The sequence below is a fragment of the Psychrobacter sp. M4 genome (assembly GCF_055699795.1).
In genome coordinates, this window is sequence record NZ_CM146740.1 from 1,644,100 (window position 1) to 1,661,112 (window position 17,013).

A 17,013-nucleotide genomic window follows, 5' to 3' on the forward strand; every position below is an offset into this window, starting at 1 on the left:
TAACGTATTGTGCAGGAGGCAATAGGGAGTCACTTATATGGAGTGTCATACTCTTATCTAGATAGTGAAGCGATGAATTAAATTTCATTTTGTGAAGTCTTTATCAAAACTGTGCAACTATAACCACAAGGTATTAGGCATTAATGTTGGTACGAGTATACTGTGATTAAGAATGTTTCGCTTGTAGTAGTTAGTTATATTTGGACAGTTAGAATAGCTTAAAGATACAGTAAATAAGTAGTTATGCTAAATTGTTACATAAGCAACAGTAAATAAGGTATATTGGACATATAAGATAGATTAATCTCTGATTTAGTGGGGAGTTAATAATGTCTGATATAAGTTCAAACATATCGTTGCCAAAAGGTGGAGGCGCTATAGCTGGCTTAGGGGAGACCTTCTCACCAGATCTTTTTACCGGAACGGGTAACTTCTCAGTACCCATCGACGTTCCTCCGGGCCGAAATGGTTTTCGGCCTCAGCTAAGCCTAGTTTACAGCACTGGTAATGATGGTATCAGTCCCTTTGGCTTAGGATGGCAGCTTACTATTCCAGGTGTTAGTAGAAAAACGAGCAAAGGGATTCCTCGTTATTTGGGTGAAGATACTTTCATTCTCTCAGGTGCTGAAGACCTTGTTGCCATTCAAAAAGATAAGGGCATTACTCAATATAGACCTCGTACTGAAGGGCTATTCGCCAAAATATTTAGACATTTAGATGCTAACAATGATTACTGGCAAGTACGAAGTAAAGAAGGGTTAACCAGTTATTACGGAAATCAAAAATCTAGAAAATCTGATGCCGCGACTATTGCAGATCCAAAAAATAACGATAATGTCTTTATATGGAAGTTAGCCAAGACTGAAGACACATTTGGTAATCAAATACGCTATAAGTATTTTGATGACTCTGATGAAGACTATACTCAAAGCTACTTACATGAGATTCTTTACCTAAATTATGGGGAAGACCTTAATGATAACAATCCAGCATTTCTCCTAACCATTCGTTTCAATTATGAAGATTTGCCAGAACAAAAAAGCATTTATCCCTTATCAGACCACCGGGCAGGCTTTGAGGTTCGCACCGCTAAACGCTGCTCTTCGATAGAAATTTACAGCAATCCCGATGCCCTACCTCAAGATAAGCTCACAACAAGCCAACTCACCCGAAGTTACCATCTCAAGTACATAGATCAGTTAAGTTTAGAACAACGACAAGTCTTAAATATAAAATCACCTCAAAATGGTCTTTCTTACCTTCATCAAATCGAAGTCGTAGGTCATGACAATGGTAAAACAGAAACCTTACCTGCACCTCAATTTAGTTACAGCACTTTTGATCCTGAACAGCGCAAGTTTAGTCCGTTAGATAGCAAGAACCTTCCCACACAGTCTTTGACTGATCCTGATCTAGAGTTGATCGATCTGTTTGGCAATGGCTTACCGGATATACTTGAAACAAAAGGGGTAATCCGTTATTGGCGTAATCTAGGCAATGGCAACTTTGATATGCCACGCCAAATGAAAGAAGCCCCTACCGCCCTAAGCCTTTCTACTGCGGGTGTTCAGGTGTTGGATGCTAATGGTGACGGTAGACCTGATTTGATGGTCTGTAATAACCGAATGAATGGCTATTTCTCTAGTGAAGCCGGTGCATTATGGGATCGTCGCTCGTTCCAACCCTATCGCACAGCCCCTTCTTTTAGCTTACAAGATCCGCAAGTAAAACTGATTGACCTGAATGGCGATGGCATTACCGATGCCCTGCGAAGCGGCAGTCGTTTTGAGCTGTTCTATAACGATTCTGATAAAGGCTGGTCAAGCACTCAGCAAGTTTCGCGCAAAGCGCTAAAATATTTCCCGAATGTCAGTTTCACAGACCCGCGCATTAAGTGGGCTGATATGTCTGGTGATGGATTAACCGATATTGTGATGGTTCATGATGGCAATATCGAATACTGGCCATACCAAGGTTATGGGAAATGGGGCAGGCGTGTACATATGCATAACAGCCCTCGGTTGCCCTATGGTTACGATTCGCAACGACTCTATCTTGGCGACATTGACGGTAGTGGTAATGCAGATCTAATTTATATAGATCATAGTAAAGTAACACTTTGGCTTAATCAGGCGGGAAAAGGTTGGAGTGAACCAATAGTCATTAATGGCACGCCACCTGTCACTAATCCTGCAGCAATTAGATTAGTTGATTTGTATGGGAGTGGTGTGAGCGGGCTATTGTGGACAGATAACAAAAGCGGAGCACGCCATCATTATTATTTTCTTGACTTCACGGGCGGTGTAAAGCCTTATCTACTCAATGAGATGGATAATCGGCTCGGTGCCTTAACCCGTGTGTACTATGAGTCTTCTATTCGATTCTATCTTGCAGATGAAAAAAGCTCTAATACCCGTTGGCAAAGCACCTTACCGTTCCCTGTTCAGGTGGTGAGTAAGGTAGAATCAATTGATCTTATCTCCCAAGGTAAACTGACCACTGAATACAGTTATCATCATGGATATTGGGATGGTAAAGAGAGAGAGTTCCGTGGCTTTGGGCGTGTTGACCAACGGGATACCGAAAGTTTTGATAATTATCACAAATACACAAGCGACAGTGAATTAGCTTTTCTTGATATTGATTACAGCTATTTTTCAGCACCCACAGAAATACGTAGCTGGTTTCACCAAGGCCCTGTGCGTAAAAAAGAGGGACACTGGAGTAGCTCTGATTTTAGACACGAATATTGGGCAGGAGATCCTGGGCAACTAGACGGACTATACGATCAAAAAAGCTTTTTAAAAACGTTACAACTGCAAGACAGACGTGATGCCATACGCACCCTGAGAGGGACTTTACTGCGCTCAGAGATTTATGCACTGGATGGCAGCGTAAGAGAGGCCATTCCTTACACCGTTTCAGAATCTGCCTTTGAGCTTAAAGAAATAGCGGTTCCTACCCAAGTTGAGTCCAATAGACAAAGCATATATTTTCCTTTCTCTGTAGCCAGTCGAACCACACAGTGGGAACGCGGTAATGAGCCGATGACCCAGTTTAGTTTCACTAGCAATTACGATGATTATGGTCAACCGCAAAGAAGCTGGCAAGTTGCCTGTCCAAAAGGCTGGATAGATAAGTTCAGTCAGACAGAAAATTACCTTGCTACCTTTGCTCAAAGCTCTTTTGCACAACGTGATGACGAGCATGTTTATATCGTAGACCGACTCGCTGAATCTAAACGTTATGAGTTAATAATACCAAAGCCGCAGACCCTTCTCCAGATCAAACAAGCCGTTGAAAACGAACAAATTAATAAACAGCTAATCGGCCATTCTCTTAACTTTTATGATGGTAATAAATATACTGGCTTGGCATTGGGGGAGATCGGTGAACATGGCGTCCTTTCACGTAGTGAATCCTTGGTGTTAACGCAAGAGATTCTTAATCATATTTATAATAATCAGATACCCGATGTTTTTGCCAAAAATGGACAGCCCAATTGGTCTAGTGAATATCCGCAACCATTTATCGATAGCCTACCTGTGGATAGCTCTCGTGATGTGACACGTCCAGACCTAGCTATTACACCGCTTGCATATGGCTTTGCCGATGGATTAACGCCACCCTATACCCATGGTTACTACGCAGCTGGGCAGCGTCAAGAAATAAACGCCCGTGGCATGGTGACCACTAGTATTAATCCTTTTGGGAGTGAATCGTATATTGAATATGATCAATATGACTTTCTTCCTATCAAGGCAATTAACCCTAGAGGACTTACTATTCAGGCGGAGTATGATTACCGTATTTTGCAAATTGCCTTAATGATTGATGTCAATGGTAATCAAAGCCAAGCAAGCTATTCACCGTTGGGAATGTTACAAAGCATACAAGTTAACGCTAAAGCAGGGGAAAATATCGGCGACCGAGTAGAACAACCTAGCATACGGTATCGATATGATTTTAATGCTTTTGTTGATAGTCAAAAACAGGGACAAAACCCCCAGCCAGTGTATGTGCACACCCTGCAGCGGACTGAACATGCATGGCAGTTAATTGATGAAGAGAACGACAAAAGAGCGGCAGCAAATCTAGCAGAAATGACAGAATCAGAAATCACTGATTTTTTCGATAACGAAGAAGATAAATACCCCGAACGCTTTATACAAATACGTGAGTATAGTGATGGTTTTGGTAGACAGATACAAACACGTGTACAAGCGGCCGAAACTCGTTTTGGCGATAATAATTTCGGTCATAGCGGATTACCTGCCAATCAATCCGATGAACAAATAACAAAGCAGATAGTAACGGGCACAGTAAATAGAGCCAAATCACAACCTAATGTCATTGTTAGTGGCTGGCAAACCTTTAATAATAAAGGCAGTGTAGTAGAGCAATACGAACCTTTTTATCATGTAGGTTGGGATTATTTAGATAGAAACGAGCATCAAGCTCAAAATGACAAACACGGCAAAGCCGCCAAAATGTTCTATGACCCTAGAGGTCAAGTGATTCGCACCCTCAATCCAAATGGCTCAGAACAACGAGTGATTTACGGTATCCCTAAACGATTAGACAGTCCGGAAGACTTCATTCCCAGCCCTTGGCAAGCTTATACTTATTATGCCAATGATAATGCAGGGCGAACCCATTTTAACGAAAGTCAGAACTATCAAAACCACTGGGATACGCCAGCACATATTGAACGAGATGCCTTAGGCAGAACCATCAAAGTAGTAGAACGATTAAAAAGTAGTAATGACCCAGTTGATTGGATAGTTACAAAATCGCGTTACGATATTCTGGGCAATCTACTGGAAGTGACCGATGCATTGGGTCGTATTGCATTCAAATACAGCTATTCACTGATACCAGAATCGTCGCCGCTGCGTATCGACAGTATCGATGCGGGAATACGTCAAATAATCACCGACGCCGTAGGGCAAGAAGTTGAACGTAGAGATAGCAAAGGCGCACTGGTCTTACAAAGTTACGATCTGCTGCTGCGTCCGAAATACTTCTGGGCGCGTAATACCGAGCAAGGAGATATTACCCTGCGCCAGCGTACTCACTATGGGGATGATAACGTAGCTGATTTTGATGTCGCTAAGATAAGTAATACTTTAGGGCAATTAACCAAACACTATGATGAAGCCGGTAGCGTGAGTACGTCAGGTTTTGACTTTAAAGGTAATCCGCTAGATAACACCCGACAAGTCATTGCTGAACAGCATCTGCTAAGCCCTTATGATAACGCTGCCAATAATAACTGGGACATAAAGCCCTTTCAGGTAAATTGGCAAGCACCAGCAGGCATTAGTGAAGAGGATCACACAAACAGTCTATTAAACCCCTTTCAATACACCAGTAGCTCACGTTTTGATGCGCTCAACCGTGCAACAGAGATTGTCTATCCAGAAGATGTGACAGGCAAACGCGCCAAACTAATCCCATATTACAATCGCTCAGGCGCCCTAGAAAGTGTGGCGCTAGATAATGGGACTTATGTAGAACGCATTGCCTACAATGCCAAAGGGCAGAGAATTTTGATTGCCTATGGTAATGGCGCTCTAACCCGCTATAGCTATGATGATAATACTTTTCGCTTAAATCGTTTACGCACAGAGCACTTCGATGTAAATATTCATGCATCAAACTCCTCAGCCTATAAACCAACAGGTAAAGTGCTACAAGACTTTGCTTACCAATATGACCTCAATGGCAATATTCTAAAAATAGCAGATCGCTCACCTGAATGTGGCGTACATAATCCAGCACTAAACATCGACGAGCTCGATAGACTCTTTCAATATGATCCATTATCAAGACTAACCTCTGCGACGGGTAGAGAAAGTGACAGGTCATTATCTACCCCAGATGGCCCTGAATTACCCCACCATAATGACGTTACAAAGACGCGTGCTTATACCCAAAGCTATCAGTATGACAAAATGGGCAATATGCAATTGCTTAAGCATACTCATGTCACTAATAGAGGAAATGTAGTTAGCAACAGAGACTTTACTGTTGAAGCGAATAATAACCGACTTGAGCAAGTTAGTTTTAGCGGAACGGAATTTTCTTATGTTTATGATGATAATGGCAATATGATAAGCGAAGGATTAGCTCGTCATTTTGAATGGAATCATAGTGATCAGCTGATAGTGTTTAGAACCCAAACAGGCAATAGTGAACCTAGCGTTTATGCCCAGTATTTATATGATGCTTCAGGGCTGCGTGTGATGAAACTGGTACGCAAACAAGGTGGGGGATGGGAAAGCCGAGTATACATCGGTGAGCTGTTTGAGCATTTTCGCTGGGATAATTCAGGCGCTAGCCCAAAAGAGAATAATGTCTTGCATGTCATGGATAATCAACAGCGGATTGCATTGGTAAGGAGAGGTGATGCACATCAAAACGACGCTGGGCCAGCCGTGCAATTTCATCTTGGCGATCATTTGGGAAGTAGTAATCTAGTACTGGATGATGCTGGAGGACTCATGAATAGGGAAGAGCATTATCCTTATGGAGAAACGAGCTTTGGGAGTTTTGCTAGGAAACGCTATCGGTTTACAGGTAAAGAGCGGGATGAGGAGAGTGGCTTAAATTATCATAGTGCAAGGTATTATTCAATTTTAACCGTCAAGTGGATTTCTTGTGATCCTATTGGGATTGAGGGTGGGGTTAATCTGTTTTCTTATGCAAGTTGTAATCCTACTGGACGTGTTGATGAAAACGGAATGCAAGATGAAAAATCATCAAAAAAAAATAATGAAAGGAAGAACTTTTTAGTTATTCATGAAAAAGATAAAGATGTTGATAAAATTAAAGCTGAGGTTAAAAGTCATATAGTTATAGAAGTTGATAGTTTTGATGATGTACCTAAGGAGATACTAAATAATCTGGACAAAAATGATAAAGTGGGAGAAATATTAGTTTATGCACATGGGTTCGGAGATGGAATAGAGTTTGACAGTAGCCAGAATCAAGATAGTGTGAACAAATTACAACTCACAGGTGAAAAATTGGAAGCAATATATCACAACAAACTATCATCAAAGACGAAAAGAGATTTATCAAAAAAAATTGACAAAAAATCAAAGATAAACGTTCATTCTTGCGAGACTGGGAAAATAACCAAAGGAAAGTTTCTTTATGCTATTGGAAAATTTTTTGGAGCAAATGGTGTTGAGGTAGAAGGGTATAAGGTCAATGTTAAGTTAACAATAGAGGATGATGGAGGGATTAAACAAATATTAACTATTGATAAAAAAGCAGTAAATAAAAATGATGAACGTGCTAAAAATAAAATAACTTCAGTAAGGGTTAAAGATAAATTTAAGACTCCTATAACTACAGAAGACCTCAAAAGTGATGCTGAAAATAAAACAATGATGCTTCCTCCAATGCCAGCACAGTAGTAAAAATCATAATTGATAATAAACAAGAAGCAATGGAAGTCAACAAATGTAATTAAACATAACCAAAGGATTGGGACTATGGCTAATTTATTTGATGTATCTATCAATCGAGTGTCATTACTGGCACAAAAACCTGTCACCGACGTTTTAAAGGTGATGCTGGGACCAGACTCTGCTAATAAGGTCGGTCAACTACTAGATGAGGGTGGCTTTGTCTTAGGTGGCTTAAACGAACAGGCGGCCGATGTATTTGCCACTAAGTTACGTGAAGCAGGAGCAACTGTTTCTATAGAGCTTAGCAATACAATCCTAGAATTATTCAGGGTTCGTTTGATTTCTTTTGGTGAGCAAAAACTACAAGTCATAAAACAAGTCAGAGATATTACTGGACTGGGCTTAAAAGAAGTCAAAGCACTGGTTGAGAACAACGGCGTCGTCAAAGAAAATTTAGATAAACTATCTGCCGCTGAAGTCCATCAAAAGCTGTCCAGTGTCGGCGCTACCGTGGTTATTGAAGCTATGTCAGGCTCTGACAATGGTGAAGACCCTAAGAAACCTAAACCCGCCAAAGATGATAATTACTTGGTAACAGGTAAAGTCAGTCTTGCTAATGGAGAGCCTGCCAGCGGCGTGCTAGTTCAAGCCTACGATAAGGACTTGCGCAGTGAGCAATATCTAGGGGAAGCCTCCACCTTGGCAAATGGTGAATACGCAATTACTTACACACAAGAGCAATTTTCTCGTAGTGAAAAAAACAATGCCGATCTATTGTTACGAGTGTTTAACGAAGTCGGTGTAGAGCTAGCTCTAAAAACAAAAGATGAACCAGATATCTTCTTTAATAGTCCTAAAAAGATGGATATTGACCTACAGATAGAAGAATCGGCAGCTGTTAAAGCCTCAGAGTATGAGCGTCTTGAAGTATTTTTAAGCCCTGCCTTAGATGGTGCAATACTAGCAGATCTATCTTTGCAAGATATTAGCTTTTTGATTAATGAAACGGAAATAAATGAATTCTTAGATGAGTTTCCTACTGGTTCTAATAGCATTCACTTTATAGTCCAGAGTGCAAAGCTATCTCACGAAACGAATATACCTGCAGCTGCCTTTTATGGCTGGGCGCGTATGGAGTTTGGGCTTGTGCGCGACGAGACTACTGAACAGCCAACTTTAAATTTAGATACGTTACTGGAACAATCTGATAAATATCTAATAGAGGCATTAAAGCAGGCAATAGCAAAAATTATTATTCCAGCATGGTTAGCAGAGCAAATTGACTTAATATTAAGTCAACTGCAACGTTTACGTGACGAAAAAACACAACAAGAAAAAGACCATTGGCTACCACATGAAGTAAAAGGAGTGTTAATAGATGCAATAAGCGCTGAACCACTGGTAGGTTTTTTAATAAATGCTCAACCTCTTGACGAAGACCGCTCGCTGAATTTGCAAGGCAGCATCACTAATGGGCAGGGTGAGTTCATCCTCACTTATGCATTGCCTCCAGAGTCAACACTTTCAACGCTTTCATTGGTTTTAAATATTGAAGCCTCTAATGGTGATGAGCTTGATAAGCAAGAAGTAAGCTTGACAGTAGAGCAAAAAGAAGCTATCACAATAAAAATAACCGTACCTATTCCAGCAGAGCCCGGCGAAGCGCTACAGCTAACGGCATTACCCATAACGTTTTCCAATGACTTAACTATCTTTTTGAAAAAAAACAATCTGACCAATATCGCTGAGCTGCGTAAGCTTGGGAATCTTGAAAATTTAAAAGAATTACCAGAAACACTGCGTGCAAGTGACGAGGTCAAACAACTACAAGCACAGGTTGATTTGTCTTTGCTCTCTACTGACTTAAAGCCTGCAGAACAGATTCAACAAAACCAGTTTTTGATTCAAAAAGGCTTTACGCATTTTATTACCATTGCCGATACCCCTGTAGAGCAGTTCGTATCAGTAATAGGTGAAGAAAGTTTTGTCCCGCCTGAGATACAGCATGCACAAGCAAGCTATCTAAGTTTTCAATTGAATAACCTCTACCTTGATATTAAAACAGCTGGTACGAATAACTCAGAAGAGCTTCAACCAGATTCAGCCTTAAGCTGCCAATGTGAAGACTGCGTATCGGCACTAAGTCCAGGTGCATATCTAACTGATTTGATAGGCTATGTAACTTCGAACGTCACGCAAGCAAGCGGCACTGCCATTACGCTTGACTTTTTGGTGGATAACTTTCATCAACCTCTATCCAAGCTGCCAATCAATTGTGCAGCAACAAAAACCCAGTTAAGACAAGTTAGAATTGCTTGCGAAGTACTCCTTGCTGCTATAGATACCTCTCAATTGAATTTTGTGATTACAGACGAACGCGTTGCCAGATATCGTCAAGCAGCCTACCAGTCGCTGCTTAGAGCTATAGGTACTTCCCAGTTTGACCTTGATAGAGCATCATCAGATGCCGATATCGAAGCCATTGCCAATCGTCTAGGTATTGACTCTAAGTATGTGCAAGAATTACAGCTGCAATCGGGTGCCCACCAAATTTTAGCTAATGCGTTATCAGAGCATAATTTAGAGCGGATTTTTGGTTTGCCAGCTTATATGGAAACATACATTGATATAGATATTCCACGGGTACGCTTACTTGATCCATTAAGATTTTTAAAAGCCAAGCAAAAACGCCCCGAGCTTTATGACTGGCGATTAGAGCATCTAAAAAAACAATGGAAAGAAATGGATTTTCCTGAAAGTCCGTTGTCACAACACACACCGATTATTGATCCTGATGTGATTGGGCCTGATGATTTTCGTCATCCTGACGAGCTAAATACTGCTTTTAAGCTTTGGAAAACGAGGCGTGAGTGGCTTGATGAACAGATCGCCCGTATTCATGGCAAGGTTATTTCTGATTCCAATAAACCCAATGGTCTAGCGACTGCTATTGCAGAAATTGCTATGTCCACGACGCTTGATGATTTGATTGCTCAGCAAGCGCTATTGGCAAACGACGCAAAAATTATCGAAAATACAACGTTTATTCAATGGCTCAGCGAAAGACATTTAAGCGTTGAGGCGTTAACTGAGCTGGCAAGATTCGCAACCGATGTAAAAGCAGGTAAAGAATACAATGAGGAAGAATGGCAAACCTATTCAACCAGTGCTACCAATATAATTGTTAAGAGTGTAAAAAGAGCCGCTTATAATAGCTGGATGTTAGAAGAGGCTAATATAAGCTTGAGTATGACGACATTTTGGCCTTCTTTGACGGAACCGCAAGAAGGTGAATGGTCGCTATTTTTGGAAAGTGAAAAACCACTGCTCGACCCTGAAAACATTGAACCAAAACAGCTGCCAGACGACAAGTTTGGTCTCACTGCACGCGCATTATGGGATGAGCGCCGAATACAATTAAATCAGAAACAAAAAGAATACGCTGATATTTTAAAATCAAAAATGGTAGATCGATTAGACACCATTATGAGTGATGCCTTTGGTTCAGTACCTGATATTGAAGACATCAATACCAAACTGAACAGTCTGGATCAAACTGAACAGGCAGATGCAAAAGCAGAAATTTTAGCGTTAAATCTAAATCAAGAAAGCTTTGTATCATTAGTGTCTGCCAGTTTGATTTTGAATGATACAGATCAAGCATTGTCAGATACGATTCAAAGTAATCTATCTGCCGCTCTAGTTTCCGCCTATAAGTTTAATTTCTTATATAGTGATTGGCTGCTAGAAGAAGCCAGCTTGCCATATTGGCAATTGCTCAAAGCGCGCTTACCAAGATGGCGGGCAAGCCAGACACAAAGACAGCAATGGCAACAAACATTAAAGCAGGCGAGTACGCCGCCATTAATTGACCCTGATGTGATCTCTGGTGATGTGTTACTTAAGCCTGTCATTGGCAACTTTGCTTATGATACTTGGCGCTCACGTACAAAGCTAATTGATATAGAACTAAATACTATCCGTGACAGTATAGAACAAGGCGGCAATGTTACCGATGATGTCATTAAGCCAGATGCTATAGAAGATTTATTTAGTGAAGAAAAATATTTAGGTATCTCTCATCAAGACCTGATAGCACTTAGTCAACTCGAAGAAAAAGGAGTTTCTATCACAAGCCGGCTACAGCAAATAGCGCTGGCAAGAGAGGCTTACTTGTTTCTACTAGATATTGCTAAACGTGTAGAAAAAGGATTTAAAGTATTAGCTGGTACACGTGAAAATATGTATGCCATTCTTTTGCAAATCTGGAAAATAAAACAGTTTGCCACATGGAGAGAAGAAGAGAGTAATAAACTGTCACTGAGCCCTGAGTTTTTTAAATATACTACCCAGCGTCCTACATTCACAACGCAACAAGAGGCACAAAAATGGCGTATTGATACACGTAGACAACGCGAGTGGTATAGAACGCTAAAAGCAAGGATTGATCAACAAGAGGTGCTTGCATCTAGTCTTAAGTCTATGGTTTCTGAGGTAGAAGAACAAACGCTTCCTGCATTAAGAGATGCCTTAATTGAGATTGTCGATGACAGCAATGATGCATTTAATATTAAAGCAGAAAAGCTCACCAAGCGCTTTCTTATAGACTTGCAACAAAGTGGCTGCCAGATGACCACCCGTGTCAGCATGGCGCTGGAAGTCTTGCAAACCTTAGTATTCTCAATTAGGTCAGGCAAGATTGATATCACGGATGTTGAGCTGAAACTAAGCTCAAAGCAGTTTGAACAAGAATGGAAATGGATGGGTTCTTATGCCACATGGAAAGCGTCTATGGGTGTGTTTCTTTATCCTGAGCAGATTTTGTATCCGTCGTTACGACGCGATAAAACGCCTTTATTTAGCAGTATAACGGAAAGTCTAAAATCAGATGTTTCTTCTGAAAATATTTGCAATCAAACTACGGCTTATTCAGACTATATTAAGGATTTGGTTTCTATAAAACCACTCGCTACTTGTGATGCGATGGTAAGAGAATCTGACGAAGATAAATGTAGTGACAAACAAGGTAAGATTAGTAAATTATTTTTCGTTTTTGCTCAAGGCGGTCATACAAAAAAATATTACTGGTCATCGTTGAATAAATATGAAGTAAATAATCATACCCAATCTTTTTGGCACACGATTCCCATTCCTGAAAATATTAATATCGTTAAGTTAATTGGTGCATCTTCGTTATATGCTAGTAGAACGGCGGTTACTCGTGATGTTTATGTATTTTTTGAAGCTTACGAACAAGATTCTGATATTAAGAAAATTATTTATCTTACCTTTGATGCAGATAACTACAGGTTTTTATCCGAGGCAAGTTCAATTGAATTTCCAGAAAAAAACTATGATTCAGTTATCCTTGTACAAGATGATGGCTCAAAGCCCACATTGATAATAAAAAGCAAGTTTAGATTGTATCTTTCCAGTTTACGTGGAAAACAATGGTCTCATCAAGAGTTAAAACAAGTACAGGGAATAGACTCATTTGGTGCTCTTACACAGGATACTCCAAAGATACATAGTAGACCTTCTGCTAGTTCTCAACTCACGTTTTTTCCTGCCTTTATTGATCTATATTCAGCACAAGTCATTAAAAGAACTTCGATACAAGAGCGAATAAATATCCTTGTTTCCAATAATGAGGGGGAGTATTACAGCATACAATTTGTTTTGGACTCAGTGGCAAGAGAGGGAACCAACTTTTACTGTTTTTATTCTTCAATTCCTCATCATATAAACAGGAATAGTGGAAAAAATATCCCCGTATGCTCATTCGTCAAAAATCAAGAAAAAAATTCTTCAAGATATACATTTGTACTTACCATATTTAAAATAGGCGATAGCTCAACCCTTGTCACCGTAGAGTTTGACTCGAGAACTTATCGCTTCGAAACACGCAAATCGGAAGTTCTCAAACGTTTAGGAGAAAATATTCATTTCGCAATTGCTAATCCTTATTCAATATATGATCTTACAACTCTAGCTTACTCTTCAATTGAGATTAAAACGCCTAACCATAGCGCATATACCGGAAATTTTCATATAGATTTTAGTAGAGGAAGCAGTCAAGATCTGGATGAAACCGCTACACGTCTAATTAGTTTGAGGGGTGATCCTAAGGATTTGCCTGAAATCGTTAGTAGGGATAAAATGGAGGACTTAACCAGAATCTACTATATTGAAAGTTTTCATCGAAACAACCCAGAAGTCACACATTCATCTCATGATATTACGAGTCATGGTCGATATAATAACTATTTGAAAGAAGCCTACTTCTTTTTGCCTCTGCAAATAGCTTTATCATTATACGAAAAACAGCTTTATTTAGAATCTTTACTATGGTTTCGGTCTGTGTTTGACTTCCAGCTGTCTGGACGCGAGCGAAGGCTCACTTACATTTTAAGTAACGAAGCTTTTTCAGTATCAAGCTATGGACAACCTGAAGACTGGTTTAAAGACCCTCTCAACCCACATAGTATATATCGTACTAATAAATATACGTTGTTTACTATCCAAAATATTATCCGCTGCTTGCTTGATTATGCAGACGCTGAGTTTACCTATGATACCAGCGAAAGCGTAGCGCGAGCTAGAAACCTCTATAATACTGCATTAGAATTAATCGAGTCAGAACTGCCTGTTCAGCCTGAAAATAATTGCTTAGCATTAATTGAATCGCTCAAATATACGGCCGAAGATACAACTTTGCAGCCTTATTACGAGTATCTTAAATCAAGGCTGGGCGAGCTTAATTCAACACAGGTATTAAAAAACACATTGGTAGAAGTGCGTAATAAGCTAAACAGCAACTTCTCTGAAGAAAAAAGATTGGCTAATGCTTTAGAGGTCATACAAATGGCGTTGGGCGAGCGAAAAGCATCCTTAACTGCCACAGAGATTATAACTAAGTCTTTGCTAACCAAACAAAATTTTAGCCAAACACTACTTTCTAATTTGAGGTTGTCGACTAGCTTAGCTAACACTGGACGCTTACTGTCAAGATTAGCCAGCTCAAACTCAAATATAACAGATAACGATAGTGCTGGAGATGAAACGGTTGAGATAGCTGATTTTAGCGAAATAGTAATAGGATATTCCCCGCGCTTATCTTATGAGTTCTGCATCCCTAATAACCCAACAGTTAAATTTCTCTTGCTAAGAGCCAAGCTTAATTTATTTAAAATCCGTAATTGTATGAATATTGCGGGAATGCAGCGTGAGCTTGAGCCATACTCAGCGCCGATAGACGTAGAGAGTGCATTGCCAAGTATGGGGGCTGGAGGGCAGATAAATCTGGCAGGCGTGACGAGAATCAGACCAACACAATACCGTTATCCAGTACTGGTTGATCGTGCAAAGCAATTGACTCACTTAGCACAGCAGACGGAATCTTCATTCTTTAGTACTCTGCAATCACTAGACCAAGAAAAATACACTTTAATTAAAGCGCGGCAGGATGTCGAGTTATCAAAAGAAGGCGTAAAATTACAAAAATTACGTGTGCGTGAGTCAGAGAATGGTCTTGGCTTGGCTGAGTTGCAGCTAGAGCGGACTTCTATTTTATCTGAAACGTATGCTGAATGGTCGAGCGAAGATATGCTTGATTTGGAAAAGCAACTACTCGATCAGTATAAGTTTCATCAGGATGCGCAAATCCTTTCTGCCTTTGCAAATTATGCATCACATATAGCTGGTCTTGCTGTTACCGCTGCTGCAGGTGGTGCAACAGGAGGTGTCCCTGCCTCAGCAGCAGCTGCTGCGGCTATCATTCCAATATATGCTGAAACGGTTAGCCAAAGCGTGCTAGCAACAAGCCAATTTAAAATAAACACACTTTCACAATCAATCAGTATTGCACTACGCAATCGCGAATACCAACTACAGCATCAACTGGCAGAACAAGATTTAGAGATAGGTAATCAACAAATTAAACTAGCCAATGACCGTGTTCAGATTACCGAACAAGAGCAAGCTATAGCCGAAATTCAGTCGGAACAAGCCAGCGATACCGTTGTTTTCTTACAAGAGAAATTCGCTAATGTAGAACTTTATAACTGGATGAGCGGTGTATTACAGAGTATCTTCCGCTACTATCTGCAGCAGGCGGCTGCTATGTCAAAGCTAGCTGAAATACAGCTGGCATTTGAAAGGCAAGAGCCTTTATTCGGTGTTATTAAAGACGACTATTATGAATTGCCCAATTATGATAGTAATGATTCGGCAAGCGGTGACTCTGCTACGGCTGATAGACGAGGGCTGACAGGTTCGGCAAGATTATTGAGAGACATTACCAAGCTTGATCAATATGCTTTTACCACAGACCAGCGCAAACAACAACTCAGTATTAGTTTTTCATTATCACAAATTGACCCTTTTGCCTTCCAGCAGTTTAAACAAACGGGTATCTTAAATTTTGATACATCAGGTAAAGTTTTTGACCGACGTTTTCCTGGGCAGTATCTACGTCTGATCAAACAAGTTAGAGTATCAGTAGTTGCGCTAGTTCCTCCTGTGCAAGGGATCAGTGCTACCTTGACTTCTAGTGGAATATCTCGCGTAGTGATAGCAGGCGATGTATTCCAGACTGTTGCTATTCGCCGTGATCCTGAGTCGATAGCCTTTACCAACCCTATTGGTGCATCAGGTGTCTTTGAATTAAATCCCAATCCTGAAATGCTATTTCCCTTTGAAGGCAACGGTGTGGATACTAGATGGGAATTCCGCTTACCAAAAGCCTCCAACCCAATGGACTTCAATACCATTGCTGATGTGTTATTCACTGTTGAATATACTGCTTTGCATGATAGAAACTACCAGCAACAAGTACAACGAGAGCTTGACCCATACATTAGCTTCGATAGAGCTTTTAGCTTCCGTCAGGAATTCTCCGATGCATGGTATGATCTGCATAACCCAGAACAGACTGATACGCCAATGATCGTGAGTTTTGAAACCACATTGGCTGATTTTCCCTCTAACGTTAAAGAGTTAAGTATTACTAATGTATTGATGTATATTATTGCTGAAGATGACCTACCCGCTAAATTCGATAAAGCTAAGCTCGATTTCATCCAAGATGGCAATACCTCAGGAGGTGTAGCTGCATTACCGACTGATGGAGTGATTCGTAATGGAGGAGGCTGGATTTCAATAGGTGGTAGAGTACCAGAAGGGAAATGGACATTGGAATTTCCTAATGAATCCATTGTTAAGCAGCTATTTGAAGATGAGAAAATTATTGATATTTTGCTGGTTTTAACTTGTGAGGGTGAGCTACCTAATTACCTCGTGTAATATAGCTTCAGAAAAGGTTTTCTATGGAGCGGCAATACAGTATTAGCATTCCTTAAGCTTTTGTTGAGGTAGTGCATGCTCAATTCGCCCTTTTCGCTATCGTTAGCTATTAGATAATGTGAAGCAAAATCATACTAAGTAGGCTAGCCACATGCGAGTCAAAGGTTCTGAGCGTTTTCAAATGTCAATCTTAAGTCAGGTAGTTGAGCACGTATCTCAATAAGGGTATCTAAAACCCCTTTTATTCATAATAATATTATTTTTTAAATGTGTACATCTAACTACCTGT

At 40.3% G+C, this 17,013-nt stretch carries 2 protein-coding genes; both read left to right on the forward strand.

All coding sequences use genetic code 11. From position 1 onward, the window contains the following. The first annotated feature begins 329 nt into the window (after positions 1–329). Positions 330–7,427 carry a SpvB/TcaC N-terminal domain-containing protein gene (locus tag ACR63N_RS06850; RefSeq protein WP_472782652.1) on the forward strand — a complete coding sequence of 2,366 codons (7,098 nt, stop codon included), beginning with the start codon at positions 330–332 and terminating at the stop codon, positions 7,425–7,427. Positions 7,428–7,505: 78 nt separating this feature from the next. Then, entirely contained in the window at positions 7,506–16,724 is a 9,219-nt protein-coding gene (locus ACR63N_RS06855) for a ribosomal protein L7/L12 (protein ID WP_472782653.1), read from the forward strand. The last annotated feature ends 289 nt before the right edge of the window (positions 16,725–17,013 follow it).

Bases quoted from the DNA above. Each gene is read 5' to 3' on its own strand.
- ACR63N_RS06855 (WP_472782653.1), top strand. From the start codon at position 7,506: ATGGCTAATTTATTTGATGTATCTATCAATCGAGTGTCATTACTGGCA.
- ACR63N_RS06850 (WP_472782652.1), top strand. From the start codon at position 330: ATGTCTGATATAAGTTCAAACATATCGTTGCCAAAAGGTGGAGGCGCT.